Here is an 18731-nt window from a genome sequence, read left to right as displayed (position 1 = left end):
AGACATGCGTTTAAAAGCGATAGACCCAGAACATTTAACTGCTGAACAACAAGTTGTTTTCGATGCAATTGCAAGCGGTCCACGTAAAGGGGTGCGAGGTCCTTTAGCGATCTGGTTGCATCATCCGAAGTTAGCCAATTTGGCACAAAGTCTTGGTCAATATTGCCGATACGATAGTTGTTTAGAGCCGCGTTTGAGTGAATTAGCCATCTTACTAATGGGTAGACACTGGCTCGCTGAATATGAATGGGCTGCTCATAAACCATATGCAATTGAGGCTGGCCTAAATACAGACGTCATTGAAGCTATTCGTTTAGGTGAGCAACCCGCATTTATTCATAAGGACGAACAATTAATTTATCAGTTTATTTGTGAGCTTCACGAGACCAAAAGGGTTTCTGATCAGACTTATCAAGAAATAGAGCAACTACTTGGGACAGATACATTAATCGATTTAGTCGCGATTGCAGGCTATTACACCCTTATTTCTATGACGATTAATGTTTTCGAAGTTCCACCACCAGCAGGTGTAGCTCCTGAATTACCAACTCCAAAAGCAGGAATTTAATATGTTTGATGAAATTAATCCTCAAGGACGTTTGCAAGATAAAGTTGCAATCATTACGGGTGCCGGTTGTGTTGGTCCGGGTTGGGGAAATGGTCGTGCAGCGGCAGTACTTTTTGCAAAAGCAGGGGCAAAAATTTTTGCTGTAGATCGCTCGATTGATGCAATGCAAGAGACTTTAAATCGTATTCAAAACTTCGGTGGTGAAGTGACACCTTTTGCATGTGATGTGACTGACAGTGAGTCAGTTCAAACCATGGTTGAAGCCTGTGTAAAGAAATATGGTCGTGTCGATATTTTAGTGAATAACGTAGGTGGTTCTGCCGCTGGTGGGGCTGTCGCGTTATCAGAAGAAGCTTGGAACAAACAGCTCGACCTAAATTTAAAAAGTGTGTTTTTAACTTGTAAGCACACCATTCCATATATGGAGCAACAAGGCGGTGGGTCGATTGTAAATACGGCTTCAACTTCTGGAATCCGTTTTACAGGTTCTCCACAGGTTGCTTATGCCGCAAGTAAAGCCGCGATTATTCAACTATCAAAAGTCACAGCCGTCGAATATGCCCCTAAAGGAATACGAGTAAATACGGTACTACCTGGTCAATTACATACTCCAATGGTTGAGGTCCGTTTAGCAGGACAACGTACTGGCGGTGATGTCGATCAATTGCTTGAAAGTCGTTTAAAACGAATTCCCGCAGGCTTTATGGGAGATGGTCGTGACACAGCTTTTGCTGCTCTGTTTCTAGCAAGTGATGAAGCCCGTTTTGTTACTGGAACAGAAATTGTGGTCGATGGCGGAATGACCGCACGTTGTGATTAAGGTGAATTCTGAGTAACTCCAAATATGTGAGGTACATGGAATATTTGTTGAACCTAATAAGATTTGTTTAGGAAGTACTATGTCATTTAATTTGCCAAAAGGTTCATGGGATTGCCATTTTCATATATACGGGCCTTTTGATCGCTTTCCGTTACCTGAAGATGCTGCATATCATCCTGAACCAGCAACATTTAAGCAGTTGCTTGAATTACACAAAAGTTTAGGAATTGAACACGGTGTTTTTGTTCAAGCTGTTGCCTATGGTTCAGATAACTTCATCATTTTAGATGCGATTGAACAAAGTAACTTTAATTATCGAGGAGTTGCTTTAGTAGATCATGATATTACAGATGAACAACTTGTTGAATTAAAGCACGGCGGAATTTGTGGCATTCGCTTTAACATGATGGGGCATTTGCCTGGAAATCATGATCCACAAGCATTACGAGGTTTGGTTGAACGAGTTGCAAAGCTCGGATTGCATATTCAGATACACGGAAAAATTGAGGATATCTTCCCAGCGATTGAAGCTTGGCAAGACATAGATGTCGATATTGTGATTGATCATATGGCACGACCTAATTTGCTTGATTCACAAGATGCAGAAAATACTTTTAACAAGTTGCAACAAGTCATGATTAATCCGAAGCATTGGCTAAAAATTTCCGGAATTGATCGCGCACAGAATGGACAACCTGCCAGCACTTGGGATGGTTCACTGAATTGGGTTCAGAAGTTAATCAAACTTGCACCAAACCGCGTGGTGTGGGGAACAGATTGGCCTCATCCAAATGTAAAAGGTGAGGTTCCTAATGATGATGAGCTTTTAAAGTTTGCATTAAAAGCACTCGATACGCCTGAATTACTACAAGCCGTATTTATCGATAATCCACGGAATTTATATTTCAGAGAAAATTAATGTTTTAAAACCAATGAAGTATTCATTGACTGAATACTTCTTCACTTAAAAGGAAGTTAAAAAATGAGTTTAAAAAAACTAGTTTCAGGAATGGGCTTATCAATTGCTATGGTCGTGTCAGCACATGCAGCGCAATTAAATGTTATTGCATCTGGTTCTTTTCATGGCGCTATGGATACCCTTATTCCGATGTATGAAAAATTAACTGGAAATACGGTTCATATCGAATGGGGGCCATCTGCCGGAAAGTCTCCTGAATCATTACCAATGCGAATTAAAAACAATGAAAAAATGGACTTGGCTATTATTTTGGATGATGCACTTAAATCTAATGAATTAAGTCAAAATTTTGACTTATCTAGTCGTACTGAATTGGCAAATTCAAAAATTGGTTTGGCTGTGAGTAAAGGTACTAAAGTACCACCATTAAAAAATGAAGCAGACTTAAAGGCAGCCTTATTATCAGCCCAAAAAGTTGCCTACTCTCAAGGTTCAAGTGGTGTCTATATTCGCTCAACATTATTCAAAAAATTGAATATTGAACAGGAAATGCAAACAAAAGGGCTTGAGGTTCCAGGCAAAAAACTGGTTGGAGAAGTGTTAGCAGAACATCAGGCTGATGTGGGAATGCAACAGATTAGTGAGCTTAAGCATACTAAAGGGATTACCTTTGTTGCACCTTTACCTGAAAGTTTGCAATACGTTAGTAAGTTTTCATCGGTTATTTCAAAAAAAGCTGAACATCCTCAAATTGCAGCTCAATTTGTACAGTTTTTAAAGTCTAAACAAGCAGCAAGTATTTTGACCAGTAGTGGTTTGGAACCAATTGGTAAGTGAGGAATCACCATGAAGAAATACTTAACTGCAATTTTATCGACATCATTGAGCCTCATGGGATGCTCAAGTCTTGATAAGGTTGAATCTAATATGGATCAAGCAAATTTAATTTCAAATTTCTCTGTTCATAAAAAGCAGATCCAACAAGGTGATGTCTCAATTGAGTTCTATGTACAAGGGAAGGGCCCCGTAATTGTATTACTGCCTTCGTTAAGTCGTGGAGCTAGAGATTTTGATGTTGTTGCAGATTATCTTGCAAAATCAGGCTTTAAGGTAATACGTCCTGAACCTAGAGGCATCAATGGCAGTACAGGGCCTTTAGAGAATTTAACTCTCCACGATTTTGCTGCTGACGTTGCTTTAGTTTTGGATGCTGAAAAAACTGGTCCAGTGGTAGTCGTTGGACATGCCTGGGGAAGTCAGCCTGCACGTATGCTTGCTGCTGATCGACCAGATCTGGTTCGCGGTATTGTCATGGCCGCTGCTTCAGCAGGTAAGTTACCTAAAGATTCAACTGAAAAACCGTATGGGCGTTTACGAGATGCAATTGATAACGCAGGGAATTATAAGCTTCCTCAAGAACAACGTATCACATATCTAAAACAAGCTTTCTTCGCACCTATGAATGATCCACATGTGTGGTTAAACGGTTGGTATGAAAAAAACCATGCTGCTGAAGCTCATGCACGAATTGTAACGCCAATTGATGAGTATTTTTCGGGTGGGAAAACGGTTCCAATCCTTGATTTACAAGGAGAGTACGATGCCGTTGTCGTCAAAAATGTAATGAAAGAGTATTTGCCTGAGCGAGTTATTGAACAGGTCATCAAAAACGCAGGTCATGCGATGGTACCAGAACAACCAGAAGCGATGGCAAATGCGATAGCCAAATTTTCCAAACAAGTTTATTCAGCCTATTAGTTGACTTAAATCTGCTTATTTAATTTTTAAACCACAATCATCTAAAACATGGAGTTGATTAAGATGAACAAAACCTTAGCTATTTTATCTACAGCAATATTATTAGCCACAGCAACGGTTACGGAAGCAAAGCAAACAAACGTTACACCAGCCACGCATACGGCAGCTGCCTCTAAGGTAAGCAATGTGCCTTATGAGATGGTGAAGTATGGTGATGTCTCTATTCAAGCTTATGTACAAGGTAAGGGGCCAACCATTGTGATTATGTCGTCACTAGGGCGTTCTGTACGTGACTATGACGTAGTTGCACAAGATTTAGTTAAACAAGGCTTTAGAGTGATTCGACCTGAAGTTCGTGGAATTGGTTTAAGCCGTGGTCCAATGGAAAAACTGCATATTCAAGATTATGGAAATGATGTTGCAGCAGTGATCGAACATTTTAAAGCTGGTCCTGCAATTGTAGTCGGTCATGCATGGGGCAATTTCCCAACCCGTATGGTCGCAACGCAACGTCCAGATTTGGTTAAAGGGGTGGTGTTAGCAGGCGCTTCCGCAGGTAAAGTGCCAGAGGGATATAAAGGTAAACCAATTGGTCCTGAAATTCGTGAGGCGATTGATAATGCTGGAAATGAAGAGCTTCCAGAAGCTAAGCGTATTGAATATTTAAAACGTGCATTCTTTGCACCAATGAATGATCCGCGCGTATGGCTAACTGGTTGGCACCACGAAGCACACGATGCACAAGGTTATGCGCGTAATAACACTCCTGTAGATGACTATTTTGCTGCTGGCAAAGCACCAATTTTAGATATTCAACCAGAATACGACACAGTTGCGCCTAAACCTTTAAGAGGTGTTTTAAAAGGTGCTTTAGGTGATCGAGTGACGATAGTCGAAATTAAAAATGCAGGTCATGCCTTAGTTCCAGAGCAACCGAAAGCTTTAGCGGATGCCATTGGTAAATTTGCTAAACAACAATTCGCGAAAAAATCATAGTTGTTCCTTAAAGAAACGGACGTTCAGGAACGTTCGTTTCTAATCGATTTTGTGCATTACGGTTTTAAGAGACTTTTCCATATGATTGACAAAAGTAAGTCCACACTTAGCGAGGTTCTATCGCAGATTAAAGATGGCGCGACCATTCTGATTGGTGGTTTCGGTACCGCAGGACAACCCGCTGAACTCATTGACGGTCTTATTGAACTCGGTGTTAAAGGCTTAACCATTGTCAGCAACAATGCCGGTAATGGTGATTATGGTCTGGCGAAATTGCTGAAAGCCGGTTCAGTTAAAAAAGTGATTTGCTCTTTCCCACGTCAGTCTGACTCTTATGTGTTTGATGAACTGTACCGTGCTGGAAAGGTCGAGCTTGAAGTGGTACCGCAAGGTAATCTGGCGTGTCGTATTCAGGCAGCTGGTATGGGCCTAGGCGCTGTGTTTACACCAACTGGCTTTGGAACACTTTTAGCTGAAGGTAAAGAGACCCGTGAGATTGCTGGTAAAGATTACGTACTTGAGTATCCAATCAAGGCTGACTTTGCTTTGATTAAAGCTTACAAGGGCGACCGCTGGGGCAATCTGGTTTACCGTAAATCTGCACGTAACTTTGGCCCGATCATGGCCATGGCTGCTGATGTCACCATTGCTCAGGTCTCTGAAGTGGTTGAATTAGGTGGATTAGACCCTGAGCACATCATCACCCCAGGTATCTTTGTACAGCACGTTGTACAAGTCGCACCCGCACAGTAAGCAATAAGGAGAAATAACATGAGCTACCAGAAACTCAGCCGTGACCAGATTGCAAAGCGTGTGGCACAAGATATTCCAGATGGCGCCTATGTAAATTTAGGTATTGGCCTACCCACCAAGATTGCCAGCTACTTACCGAATGACAAAGATATTTTCCTTCATTCCGAAAATGGCCTGTTGGCCTTTGGTCCTCCTCCAGCGGCAGGGGAAGAAGACCCTGAACTGATTAATGCGGGGAAAGAGTATGTGACCATGCTTGAAGGCGGCAGCTTTTTCCACCATGGCGATTCATTTGCCATGATGCGTGGTGGTCACCTTGATATTGCTGTACTCGGTGCATTTCAGGTGGCAGCCAATGGTGACTTAGCGAACTGGCACACGGGTGCACCTGATGCGATTCCTGCTGTTGGTGGTGCGATGGATTTAGCGGTTGGTGCCAAGAAAGTATTTATCACTACAGACCATGTGACCAAACAAGGCGAGCCAAAGATTGTCGCTGAGCTCACTTATCCGGTAACGGGTAAACACTGTGTTGACCGTATTTACACTGACCTGTGTGTGATTGATGTGACCAAAGACGGTTTAAAGGTGATTGAGAAAGTGGAAGGTCTTAGCTTTGATGAGTTACAGGCTTTAACAGGTGCAACTTTGATTGATGCGACTCAAGGGTAAGGAAGTAGGGAAATGACATTAAAAAACGCTTATATCATCGATGCCATCCGTACTCCATTTGGCCGTTACGCCGGTGGCCTTGCACCTGTCCGTGCCGATGACCTTGGCGCTGTGCCGATTAAAGCACTCATGCAGCGTAACCCAAGTGTAGATTGGGAACAGGTCGATGATGTGATTTATGGCTGTGCCAATCAAGCCGGTGAAGATAACCGTAATGTCGGCCGTATGTCAGCACTACTTGCTGAGTTACCATATCAAGTGCCAGCAACCACCATTAACCGTTTATGCGGTTCATCACTCGATGCCATTGCCATTGCTGCCCGTGCCATTAAAGCCGGCGAAGCGAACTTGGTAATTGCAGGTGGTGTAGAAAGCATGAGCCGTGCACCTTATGTGATGGGTAAGTCTGACAGTGCCTTTGGCCGTAGCCAGAAGATTGAAGACACCACCATGGGCTGGCGTTTCATTAACCCTAAACTTAAAGAATTGTATGGTGTAGACACCATGCCCCAGACTGCCGAAAACGTCGCTGAACAGTTCAACGTCAATCGTGCAGATCAGGACCAGTTTGCCTTGGTGAGCCAACAACGCACCGCAAGCGCGCAAGCCAAAGGCTTTTTTTCTAAAGAAATCGTGGCAGTTGAAATCCCTCAGCGTAAGGGTGATGCTGTGGTGATTGATACCGATGAGCATCCTCGTGCATCGACCACGCTTGAAGGCTTAAGCAAACTTAAACCTGTTGTGAAAGCAGATGGCACAGTTACTGCGGGTAATGCTTCAGGTATTAATGATGGTGCGGCAGCTCTACTGATTGCTTCTGATGATGCAGTTCAGGCTTACAACTTAAAACCACGTGCCAAGATCATTGCTTCAACGGCCGTAGGTGTAGAACCACGCATTATGGGTTTTGCTCCGGCCCCAGCCATTAAAAAATTACTTAAACAAGCCAACTTGACTTTAGAGCAGATGGATGTAATTGAGCTCAATGAAGCTTTTGCTGCTCAGGCTTTGGCAGTGACCCGTGATTTAGGCTTACCAGACAACTCTGACAAGGTAAATCCAAACGGTGGTGCCATTGCTTTAGGTCATCCACTTGGTGCATCAGGTGCACGCCTAGTGACCACAGCCTTAAACCAACTTGAACAAACAGGTGGTCGTTATGCCTTGTGTTCAATGTGTATTGGTGTGGGCCAAGGTATTGCATTGATTATTGAACGTGTTATTTAAAGGGAAAGAACTAATGCTATTTTATGTACGAAAAGATGTGATTTTACCTAGCCATTTATCTGAGCAGGAAATTGAAGATATCAAAGCAAGAGAACGTGCTTATTCTCAAGAAATTCAAAGACAAGGTAAATGTCGCCATTTATGGAGAATAACAGGGCAGTATGCAAACATTAGTATTTTTGATGTCGAAAGCAATGAAGAACTACATAACTTATTACAAGGTTTACCACTTTACCCTTACATGAAAATTGAAATGATCGCTTTAAATAGGCACCCATCTTCAGTGAGGGAAGGTGATTTTTAACTATTGAATTAAATTATTGTTTATGAAGTATCCATATGTAACCTCAGAAATCTGTAACCTTTTCTCTTTTTTAAAAGGTTACACCCTGAAAGCCTTGCCACATAAGGGTGTAATCTCAGTAACCTTTGTAACCTCTAAAATTTAACTGATTCTTAAATTAAACTGAGAAGCAAGTATTGATATTAAGCCACAGCAAAGGCAATAGGAATATTTTTGTATCATGGTTTGTATCATTAATATATTTTTCTTTAATATATATTTAAGTTTCAATGGTTTGTTAAATTGTTCGGTAGTGGATATGCCTACCAAGATTTAAAGTCATATAAACTCGAATAGCTTTATATGACTGAAAAGCCCTAAACTGTAATGGTTTAGGGCTTTTTTATGGGTTTTATAATTTAATTTCTATAATATCAACAACTGAAACTTTATTCCTTAGATCAAAGTTAGGTGTGGTGTCTCCTTCTATCACAATGGGGGAGTTAGTGAGGAAATACTTAAGTAAATAGGGAATACCTAATTGGAAGATTATCCTTTAATAATTTTTCCCCATCATTTATAACTAAAGAAAATAATTAATTTATTTAAATTAAGGTTATAGAAATTGATTGAAAAATGTTTTTATAAAATTTGCTTTTCACCATTAGATATAAATGGGCCTAAATTTTTCGGTTTCTCTGAATTTTTAGCAGGGTTGGCTTTAATGATTTTGGCTTGGACAATTGCTGATGTTCGTTATCGCTTTAGAGTACAAGTAGCCCCTCTACCGTTAAAAATGATTACTTTTTCTGTCGTTGTTTTTATTGGTTTATCTACTATTCTTACAGATCTATGGCGTGCATCTGGATGGTTTGTACTTAGCCAGACATTTATAACCTCAGCGCTTTGGCAGGCCTTTTTAGGTATTACCTTTTTTTCTACATTTCTAATATGGATTTGGTTTGCTTTTATAAGACCTCCTTTATTTAGTAAATTGAATTCAAAACGTTATGTCAGTACTGTTTATAAATATTTAGTTGAAGGTGTACCTACTAATTTAGCGATAATTGCCGATGAACTGACTCACTCGGCCTCAAGAGTTATAAAATATGCTCCAGAAAGCTATAGATTTGAAAAAGTTGATAATTCGGCTAAATTAGAAAAAGTAGAATTATATGCTCATGATTTACTTAATTTAATTGCAGATAAAAGATTTTGTAAGGTAGTAGTTGAGTCATCTCCAATTACTACTTTTGCTTTTTTTAGAGAAATAGAGAAACAGCATAAATATAAAGTTGATATAAGAGTTTTTGCTAGAAATATTGTAAGTGAAGCAATAACTAATAAAGATTCATTTATATATCACGAAACAGAAGGATATGATTCAGGATTAATTGGAAATGAAAAGCCTATAACACAATCTATATTTTCAAACTTTGATATGGTGGAAAGTATAGGAACTATATTTGATGCACCGTTTACTAAATGGGATGCACCGCAATGGGAGGCTTATAGTAGAGTTGTATTAATTACTATAGAAAACTTATTGGAGAAAAAATTTATAAATCCTTGTTATACAATTTATAGTGCTATGAATAACTTGGAAAACTCTGTTAGGGACTTATATACATTAAATGGAAGCCCAAATATGGGAGAAAATGATACTTATGAGCGTCTAAAAGTAGTGATTGGTTTTATAGAAAAGTTTTTAAAGTTACTTGAGGAAAAAAGAGCAGACGAAAAAATTAAATTGCGTAGTTTAGATAAAGAAAATATTTATTATGACAGAACTATTTATGATCATTTAGTCAATATGTTGTTTGAAATAATTTGCAAAGCATCCTTTATAAAATCTTCCTCTTCTTCTTTTGAGCTTTGGAATATTCACCATAATACTATTTGGAGCGAATTTTTTAATTATGGTAGTTTTGATACTTATATTGGTAGAGCTTTTAAATTCAAATTAAGAAGAATTATATATAACGAAATATTAAGAATGAACGAATTTCCTAATTTTCAAGGAGCCGCTATTTTGGGATTTTGCCTTTATCTACTTGGTTTTAAAGTTAATGAAAATTCAGTTGACTATAGAGATATAAAAGCTTTACACAAAGTTGTATTAAGCTGGACTAAAAAAAATTTTGCTGCTCTATATGAGTTCAATCCAAAAGTTGCTGAGCAATGTTTAATAGATAATATTACTTATGATCATGAAAAACTCAGACTAACCCGTGCATTTTCTGGAAATGCCTTAAAACGAGAGGTAACTTATTATCATTTTAATGTAGATCCGCCACATGAAAATTTTAAAAAATTTGATTAAGCCTCTATATTAGATTTAGCTAATTCAAAAAATTAGTCTTACGGATTTCTTTTGTAAAATAGATTCTAACCTATATATCACTAGTTTTATTTAGTTTTGGTAAATACATTCTCGTAAGACTAAATATCTTCATTTTACTTTTAAGGACTAGAGAAATTTATCCGTTCATTTCCTCGGCATCCAACTAACTAAACAGATCAACTCCACCTTTATAAACCCCTCTTAAACAATAACTTACTCATTATTTAGCCTTACTTTTTTAATGATCTAAATTAAAGCAAATGTCATTTTGTGTGCTTGACTGCAATAAATGTGAAGCTTATCCTTTGCCTGCTGGCCACATTGCCAGTCGGTTTTAGCAGACCGTGATGAAAGATCGCATCAGAGTTATTCCTATCTGAGGGATACTCTTATGTGTAAACTCCTAGTCTCCTCCCGTAGCGGTAGGACGGGAGAGGGACACCTACGGGTGTGCTGGTTATATCTTTCACCAGTCTGCTAACCCTTTCTCGTTCTGCCACCATAATTTTAATGCTTTGGCAGAACTCCCAATAAAAAGGAGTTGGCTTTGCACATCCATTATTTCTTGGCAGCCTTTGCCAAATGCTATAACGACACCACATAAATCTTAAAGCAGTTTGAGGGCTATTAGGCTTTTCAGGCTTTAAATCGTCACAACCAAAAACTTAGCACCATAAAACTTGAGATGTGCCAAGCACAGTCTTTATAAGCTTTACTGTGCCTTTTTTTCTCCCAAAAAAGTATCTCATTTACAAACAACAAGAATTTATAACGGTAAAACTATGCCAAATTTAATTCTCCCAACACGTGCCTTATACGTTGTAAATAAAGCAATTGATCTGTTTCATCACCGTGGGTTCCACATTATTGGGGTCGACAGAATAGTGAAAGAATCAGGGATTACAAAAGCGACTTTTTATAATTATTTTCACTCTAAAGAACGGCTTATTGAAATCTGCCTTGTGGTGCAAAAAGAAAAGCTCCAAGAACAAGTGGTCGCAATGGTCGAGTATGACTTAAGTACCTCCGCAATAGATAAACTCAAAAAGCTTTATGACTTACACACCGATATAGAAGGGCCGTATTACTTATTATTTAAAGCCGTTTTTGAAATTAAAAATAGTTATCCTAACGCTTATCAAACCGCGGTGCGCTATAGAACATGGCTAAAAAATGAGATTTATAGCCAGTTTAGATTGCTTAAACCCGATGTCTCTTTTACCGATGCCAAGCTATTTGTATATATGGTGGAGGGCACAATTATTCAGCTTTTAAGCTCTGGTGGGGTAAGCGAGCGGGAGAATGTGTTTGAATGTTTTTTAAGAGGACTAACTACATGCAAATGAAAAGTTTAGGGTTGTGCCATTAGCGGCTAAATACGAGTCATAAGAAAGGGGGCTGTATGCTGTATTTATCAAAAAATAACTTGTTTATTCAGCATGGCTCCTTTAAATAATGAAAGAGAAAAACAACAATGATCTCTATAGCTGTATGAGGGAGGACGTTATTTGAAGTTATTTATTGTGATATTTATTGCCATTTTTTCGAGTATTGGAATCATTTGCTTAATCGCATTACTCAGAAATTCAAAAAATTATTCACCATCGGGTGAGCATGATTATTCAGTTTCAACACATCCACAACACCACCATATTTACGATAACAGTCACCATAGTTCTCATTCATCAAATGATTGCTCATCATTTTCCGACTCAGGCGGATGTGATGGGGGCGGTAGCAGTGACTAAAAAGCCCTTTCATATAAAAGGGCTTTTAAGCAGTTTAAGGTAAATCAAACCAGATAAATTGGCTGTCTTCATTTGCATGAATCACGGCGTTATCTTCAAAGACCAGAGCATCACCCGCTTTCACTTCGTACTCACCAATACGAACTTCACCTGAAATTACATGAACGTAATTAACTCGTTTTGAAGTCTCAACTGGCAGTTCACGACCTTTTTCAAGTACCGCAGATTTTACTTCTGCATCTTGGCGAATATGCATTGGTGCATTTGCATCAGGCCCTGCAATCAAATGCCATTCGTTAGGTTGATTACGTGGGTCCAAACTAATTTGCTGATAATTTGGCTCGGCTTCTTTTACATCAGGAATAATCCAGATTTGTAATAAGTGCACTGGCGTATCGGTGTTATTAATCTCACTATGAGCAACACCTGTACCGGCACTCATAAGTTGCCATTCACCTGCTTTAATCTGGCCTTCATTTCCCATGGTGTCACGGTGTGAAATTGCACCATCAAGCACACAGGTTAAAATTTCCATGTTGTCATGCGAGTGAGTACCGAAACCGTTGTGGGCATCGATTCGGTCATCATTAATGACTCGAAGTGCACTTACCCCCATATATTTAGGGTTATACCAGCTACCAAACGAAAAGCTATGATAAGACTCTAACCAGCCTGCTTTAACATGACCACGATCTTCACTACGATGTAGATAAGCATTCATGATCTAATCTCCCAAATTTTTATTTATCTCTTGAGAAATATAGTAATGTTCTATAGAGGCTAGAAAAATAGGTTAACTGCAACATGTCGTTGCATAATTGATATGGTCGTATAGCTTTATATTTATAGATGTATGTTGACTCAAAAAAACCTGCACAAGGCAGGCTTTATTCAAATGATTGCTTATCTTAGTTCGCTAAATCAAGGTCATCATATTCATTCAATGTCTTACCTTGCTGAATATGTTTCTGATAATGTTGAGCACGTAATATGTCTAGTTCTGAACTTGATACGCCATCTCTCCAATAGCCAGCAATACGCACGTCATTTTTATTAAACTGTTTGTCTTCTAGAAAAAACTGGCGTAAAGCTCTGGCTTCTTTGCGTTCGCAAGCCGCCCAAATCGTAATATTGTCATAAGTTTTTAGTGCAAATGCTGCTTTTAAAAGAAGACCTTTTTGTGGCGTATGATGTTCTTTATGGAACGAATGAATTTTGACATGGTCATGATGGGGTAATTGGCTAGCAATATCTTTTTCAAAACTTTCAATAAAAATATCAGCACTTACGCCATTTTCCCATTCATTCAATATTGAATATAACGCAGGTACAGCCGTATCGTCGGCAAACATGACCACATGTTTTTTATGTATGAAATTGGGAATGAAATGAGGGCGGGGGCCAATAAGCCCGATTTTTGTACCCACTTGAGCCGAATTAAGCCATTCCATTGCTGGGCTTAAATCTTCATGTTTAACAAAATCAATTTCAATTTGAGCGTTTACAGGATTGAACGAACGGATCGTATAGACGCGTGAGATGGGTTGACCCTCTGGCGGATTGCTCACAATTAACCGAATTGCCAAATTGGGAGCTTGCCAAAGCTCAGGCTGTAATGTGTTGATTTTTCCTTGAATTCTTACAATGGACGGATACGGCGTATGGATCGAGACGATAGTCATCTCAAGCTGTTCCATATCTTGTAAATGGTCTTTTTCTTTTAGTAAGTCGCCATATTCTTGTTTCGATTTTTCTGCAATTTTTGTCATACATATAACCCAAGCTTCATGATTACTATAGAGCGTAATAATTGATATAGATGTAGTCTCTCTATTCATTACGATAACCAACTTGGCTCCAAATGTAAATAATAATCATTATTAATTGTGGTTTTTAGTTCATAAATATAGCCCTCTAAATGATTAGGCCTAAGGTTAAAAATTATCTTATTGTTTTGATATTTATTATTTTTTATAAAGTGCTTTTAAAGGAGGGAAATAGATATTTCTCACAATATTAATTGTAAATGATTATCATTTGTATTATTGTGCTGGGATATCTATTATTTGAACAAACAGCGATAAAGACGACATTTTTATAACTTTGTTTTGAATATTAGGTGAGGTGGTATTGCATAAAGAATAGGGTGAGGACCAAGATAAATGCTAAAAGATTTGAGTCAAAATTTAGGGCAAATGAATGATAAAAATAACAACGTAGAAAATTTCTTAAAGCGAATTTATGAAAATATTTTTGATCAAAATTCCAATCGAACAGCACTTATTTTTGAAGACCGTAGCATTAGTTATGCTGAGGTAGGGACTCAGGTCGCCAAAGTCATGTATGCGCTAAAAAAGCAAGATTTGGCGACAGGGTCTGTGGTTGCAATTTGCCTGAGAAAAAGTCCTGAGCATATTTATACAGCCTTGGCATGTGCGCTCACAGGCATCATTTGGTTACCTGTAGATATGGATTCTCCGCCGTCGAGACTGAACTATTTATTGACGAATAGTCGGGCAGATGTTGTGGTGAGTGACTCATCCATTGCTGGTGTTCAAAACCTAAATATTAATGAGATTTTATTGGCTACAACTGAGTATGAACCGAGCTTTAATGCCGAAATTAACCGACTTCCAGCATATTATTTGTATACTTCGGGAAGTACAGGGACTCCGAAATGTGTGGTCCTAAATAATCAAGCCACTGAAAACACGCTACAACAGACGATCTCGGAATGGCGAATTACTGCGGATGATGTGATTATGGCGGTAACACCGTTTCATCATGATATGTCGGTATTTGATGTTTTTGCTTCAATGGCAGTGGGTGCAACTTTGGTGGTTCCATCCTTTGAGCAAAGCAAAAATGCCGTTGTCTGGGCCAATTTAGTAGATCGCTACAAGGTTACGCTTTGGAGCAGTGTGCCTGCCATTGTTGATATGTTGTTCAGTGTAGCTCAAAAAGAACAATTACAGTCTTTGCGTTTAATTGCCCAAGGCGGCGACTATATCAAACCTTCACTTATAGCGAAGTTAAGACAACAATTACCTAACGCTCGTTTATTTTCATTAGGTGGACCTACTGAAACCACAATTTGGAGTATATGGCATAAAATAAATGAGCAGGATCAGGAAATTATTCCGTATGGAAAAGCTTTAGAAAATAACCGTTATTTTATTTTGGATGAAAATCTGAAGCCTTGCCAAATGGGCGAGGTCGGTACGATGTATATGACCGGCCTGAATTTATCTAATGGTTATTTACTTGATGGGGAAATTTATTATAAAGATTTCGTGGATATTCAAGTGAGCGGAAATGAAACTCAAACTGCTTTTCGCATGAGTGATCAAGGATATTTTAGGGAAGATGGAAATATTATTTTTGCTGGACGTGAGGAAGGTTATTTAAAAATAAAAGGCGTGAGAATCTCTGCGGCCGAGGTTGAAAATGCTTTAACGAAGAACCCGTATATTCATCACTGTGTGGTGGTAAGTTGTGTACATCCAACGACTGAAACTCAAGAGTTAGTCGCCGTTTATACTCTAGAAAATAAATACAAAACTACTCGCTTAAATAGCCCCGAATTAAAGAACTTTTTAAAAGTGCATTTGCCAAGTTCTCATATTCCTTCGAAATATTTGGCCGTCGAAACCATACCTCTGACCCGAAATGGAAAAATTGATCGTAAAGCTGTGCAAGAAATCGCTCAGGGGAAAATTTACGTATCTTCTATGTTGTCTACAAACTCCTCTAAAACACAGTTATCAGTCGCTGAGGTAGGAGATTCAGTCTTATCGGTTTTCCGTGAATGCATAGCTGACAGCCAAGCTGAAAAAATGGATATTTTTTATAGAAGTGAAATATTAGCGATAGGAATTCGTCCGAAACAACTCATGAGTATTGCTCAGAAACTTTCTCAGAAGCTCAATACAGAAATTGATTTTTATACACTCATTAGCTGCAAAACAATTCAGGATGTGGTGAATAAAGTAGAGCAGCAAATAAAATAGAAAAATTGAAATGTGCTTAAAAGCGGAGTTGAGTTGTTTGCTTTTAAGCACATGGTGGGTTTTAGGGCAACTAGATTTGAGCTAAGGTTACCTTAATTTTTTCACAGATACTTTGCACTGTTGTAGTCGGGAAGCGGTGGGCTTGATACGTAATGATCATGCTTAAATGATGTTGTCCATCAATCACATTTTCCATAATTTCAAAATGTAACCCGAACATTGATTCATCACGTTCCGGCAAGATCTGACGATAAGGAAGGTCTTGTCCCTGAGGTGTTTTGAGCGCGCCGTTTAAAGCGTTATTTGAATGGATATGAATAAACACATCAAATAACAATCCTTCATCGGCGCTCATTCCTAATGCATTTTGTATATGGTTGATGGGAATATCTGCATAGGCCATCGAGGTATTAATCATTGTGCTGATATTGTGGAGCAACGATTGGAATGAATCTGATGGGCTAAATTGTGTGCGATGCGCAACCATGGTCGTAAAGTAACCCACCGTATCAAAAAACTCAGGATCAGTTCGTCCAGAAGCAGAAGTACCAATCACAATATCTTTTAAATTACCTTGTTGCTGTAACGCATTGGCGATAGCAGTATAGATAACCGCGAAAATAGAAGAGCCGTGTTGTCTCGAAAATGCGAGGAGCTTTTCATACATTTCCGGTGCAAATTTAAGTTCGAGCCATTGGACAGGAGGTTTTTCCTTTTCAGCATTTAATTCATTTTCTGAAACAGGGAGACTTAGACCTTTGGTTGCTCCTGTTAGCAGGTTAGTCCAATAATTTAGATGGTCTTGGTTGATGCCTTGCTTTTGCTGGAGTAAAGAAAAATCAAGAATAGATTGAGCGGGTGCCTTCCAGTTCGGTGCTTGAGTATTTGAGCGAGCAAGATAAGCATGCGTAAGGTCAGCCATAATCGTATTTAAAGACCATTCATCAATCACCATGTGGTGAACTAAGAATGATAGAGTTTGGCGGCCTTTTGCATTTCGAATTAAACGAATTCTTAAGGGAAGTTCGTGAGTTAAATCAAATTTATATGAAGCTTCACCGGCAAGCGTTGCATCTTTACTTTCGGCACTGTTCCAAAACCATTTGAATTGTTGAAGTTCAGATGTAGGAACCACCTGTTGATAGGTTTGAGCATTGTCGGTATTAAAAATTGTGCGTAAACCCGCATGGCGCTCAACAATATCTGTAAAGGCTTGAAAGAAAATATCTTCATTAATTTCTGCAAGGAATTCTACGGCAAATGGCAAGTTATAAATTGGGCTAAAATCGAACGCAGAATAAGCTTGCCACAGGAAATCTTGAGCTAAAGTAAGCGGGGCTTTATCGACACTTTGTAAGGTGGATTTTTCAGTTTTTGCAGATTTAACGAAAGCGTATTGGGCTAAGTCAGCAGCAGATGGGGATTTAAAGAAATCATTAAATTGAATCTCAATTCCATGTTTATTGAGTAGGTTTCCAATAATTCGTGTTGCTAAGAGTGAATGGCCGCCAAAATCAAAAAAGTCATCATGTTGGCTCATTTCTGGTTCAGCGAGCGTATTTCGGAACTCTTCTAAAATAATTTCTGAAACATAAGTTTGGTTATGTTGTTCTGGCGCTTTTGCGAAACTTGTATCTAGATGATGTGAGATATCAATTTCAGTCAGTACCAATGGCATATTATTGGGTGAATATTGTTGATAACGATTTTGTATGGCCTGAATGAAATCTGACTTTTGATAGCTTTCATCAAGAATAGGATGGAGCGCTAAAATAAGAAAATAGTCTTGTTCAGTTTCTACGAGACTTGTAAAAAAAGGGGGATGAAATTCTGCATTCCATGATTGCGCTTTTAAGGTAGCTACCTGCTCAAATACTTGTTCTGTATTGCTCTTTTTTAATTCTAGGCAAGATGAATGGTCATCAAATGGATATTTGTATAAATCGCCTTCGTCACTAAATTTATAACGGACATTTAAGTCAGGTGTATTTTTAATAATGTCTTGAATTGCTTTAATCAGCAGTTGAATATCTAAACCTTGATTAACTTTCCACAGATTAAAACGTCGATTAACTTGTTCAGGCTGCTGTAATTGCAACATCCAGATATGTTCTTCGTAATCAGTAACCGAAAGGAGAGAGGGCGATTTGGAAAATTGTTCCAACATAAATGAATCCTGGTTTATCAAATGGCTATTTTCATCAATTTTTATTTCGCAAATTTTTTACATTAGATTAAATTTCATATAATTCATAATGTTATAGATTTGCTTGTTTGCAAAAATTGACCTTTTTCTAATGAGTTGATGTCCACATGAACTGTACTGATGTAACAGTAGGGTTACATTTTACCTTTAAACATACTATAATTGATTCTCATTTACATCAAGATTATTATTTGCAAGAAGATGGTGCCAATTGAGAATGACGAATTTTTAAAATAGAAAATAAATAATAAGTGATTGATTAATATTTATTTAATTCGAAATTGGTTCGGCAAAAATAATTTAAAGATGAAAAAAACGATCCTCAGAATAGGGCTGTGATTTTGCCTATTCAAAAGGAACTGATTCTGTTGTCTCGATAAAATTGAGGAATTTTCATGAGAATATTCAATCATGAAAGGTTAATAAG

General features: G+C 38.4%; 17 protein-coding genes. 14 read left to right on the top strand and 3 right to left on the bottom strand.

Annotated elements, in window-relative coordinates; translation table 11 throughout:
- Window positions 1-4 precede the first annotated feature (4 nt).
- The 13 genes from J663_RS03225 (at window position 5) to J663_RS19400 (ending at window position 12088) form a co-directional block, all read left to right on the top strand.
- A complete protein-coding gene (locus tag J663_RS03225; RefSeq protein ID WP_017402678.1) occupies window positions 5-568 on the top strand; it encodes a carboxymuconolactone decarboxylase family protein in 564 nt (187 codons plus the stop codon).
- 1 nt (window position 569) lies between these two features.
- The gene (locus tag J663_RS03220) at window positions 570-1388 is read left to right on the top strand and encodes an SDR family NAD(P)-dependent oxidoreductase (protein WP_033847752.1); all 819 of its coding nucleotides are present in this window, start codon (window positions 570-572) and stop codon (window positions 1386-1388) included.
- Between the two features lie 79 nt (window positions 1389-1467).
- A complete protein-coding gene (locus J663_RS03215) occupies window positions 1468-2307 on the top strand; it encodes an amidohydrolase family protein (protein WP_033847751.1) in 840 nt (279 codons plus the stop codon).
- Between the two features lie 63 nt (window positions 2308-2370).
- Window positions 2371-3144, top strand: a complete 774-nt coding sequence (locus tag J663_RS03210) for a substrate-binding domain-containing protein (protein ID WP_033847750.1) — start codon at window positions 2371-2373, stop codon at window positions 3142-3144.
- 9 nt (window positions 3145-3153) lie between these two features.
- On the top strand, window positions 3154-4065 hold the full coding sequence (locus J663_RS03205) for an alpha/beta fold hydrolase (protein WP_228132943.1): 912 nt from the start codon (window positions 3154-3156) through the stop codon (window positions 4063-4065).
- A gap of 63 nt (window positions 4066-4128) precedes the next feature.
- The gene (locus tag J663_RS03200) at window positions 4129-5061 is read left to right on the top strand and encodes an alpha/beta fold hydrolase (protein ID WP_033847748.1); all 933 of its coding nucleotides are present in this window, start codon (window positions 4129-4131) and stop codon (window positions 5059-5061) included.
- 81 nt (window positions 5062-5142) lie between these two features.
- Window positions 5143-5814 carry a 3-oxoacid CoA-transferase subunit A gene (locus J663_RS03195; RefSeq protein WP_033847746.1) on the top strand — a complete coding sequence of 224 codons (672 nt, stop codon included), beginning with the start codon at window positions 5143-5145 and terminating at the stop codon, window positions 5812-5814.
- 18 nt (window positions 5815-5832) lie between these two features.
- Complete coding sequence (locus tag J663_RS03190) at window positions 5833-6486, top strand: 3-oxoacid CoA-transferase subunit B (protein WP_033847745.1); 654 nt, start codon at window positions 5833-5835, stop codon at window positions 6484-6486.
- A gap of 12 nt (window positions 6487-6498) precedes the next feature.
- Window positions 6499-7713: a 3-oxoadipyl-CoA thiolase gene (gene pcaF, locus J663_RS03185; protein ID WP_033847742.1), complete on the top strand. Its 1215-nt coding sequence runs from the start codon at window positions 6499-6501 to the stop codon at window positions 7711-7713.
- 13 nt (window positions 7714-7726) lie between these two features.
- Window positions 7727-8017 (top strand): muconolactone Delta-isomerase, encoded by a 291-nt coding sequence (catC, locus tag J663_RS03180; RefSeq protein WP_033848038.1) that lies wholly within the window; start codon window positions 7727-7729, stop codon window positions 8015-8017.
- A gap of 604 nt (window positions 8018-8621) precedes the next feature.
- Window positions 8622-10319, top strand: a complete 1698-nt coding sequence (locus tag J663_RS03175) for a hypothetical protein (RefSeq protein WP_033847740.1) — start codon at window positions 8622-8624, stop codon at window positions 10317-10319.
- Window positions 10320-11122: 803 nt separating this feature from the next.
- Window positions 11123-11686 (top strand): TetR/AcrR family transcriptional regulator, encoded by a 564-nt coding sequence (locus J663_RS03170; RefSeq protein WP_033847737.1) that lies wholly within the window; start codon window positions 11123-11125, stop codon window positions 11684-11686.
- A gap of 162 nt (window positions 11687-11848) precedes the next feature.
- A complete protein-coding gene (locus J663_RS19400) occupies window positions 11849-12088 on the top strand; it encodes a hypothetical protein (protein WP_171073652.1) in 240 nt (79 codons plus the stop codon).
- Window positions 12089-12122: 34 nt separating this feature from the next.
- Here J663_RS19400 and J663_RS03165 read toward each other — a convergent pair whose 3' ends face one another.
- Window positions 12123-12809, bottom strand: coding sequence for a pirin family protein (locus J663_RS03165; RefSeq protein ID WP_000995333.1), 687 nt, complete (start codon window positions 12807-12809; stop codon window positions 12123-12125).
- 187 nt (window positions 12810-12996) lie between these two features.
- Entirely contained in the window at window positions 12997-13857 is an 861-nt protein-coding gene (locus tag J663_RS03160) for a siderophore-interacting protein (protein ID WP_033847733.1), read from the bottom strand.
- Between the two features lie 393 nt (window positions 13858-14250).
- On the opposite strand from J663_RS03160, the gene basA reads away from it, so the two are divergent.
- Window positions 14251-16098: an acinetobactin non-ribosomal peptide synthetase subunit BasA gene (gene basA / locus J663_RS03155; RefSeq protein WP_033847732.1), complete on the top strand. Its 1848-nt coding sequence runs from the start codon at window positions 14251-14253 to the stop codon at window positions 16096-16098.
- Window positions 16099-16168: 70 nt separating this feature from the next.
- Here the strand turns inward: basA and basB are convergent, their stop codons facing one another.
- Window positions 16169-18199 carry an acinetobactin non-ribosomal peptide synthetase subunit BasB gene (gene basB / locus J663_RS03150; RefSeq protein WP_081404570.1) on the bottom strand — a complete coding sequence of 677 codons (2031 nt, stop codon included), beginning with the start codon at window positions 18197-18199 and terminating at the stop codon, window positions 16169-16171.
- Between the last annotated feature and the right edge of the window lie 532 nt (window positions 18200-18731).

It is taken from the genome of Acinetobacter sp. 826659 (assembly GCF_000588515.1).
Classification (GTDB): Bacteria; Pseudomonadota; Gammaproteobacteria; order Pseudomonadales; family Moraxellaceae; genus Acinetobacter; species Acinetobacter pittii.
Note: the sequence above shows the minus strand (reverse complement) of the source record. Positions and strands in the feature narration are given on the sequence as shown.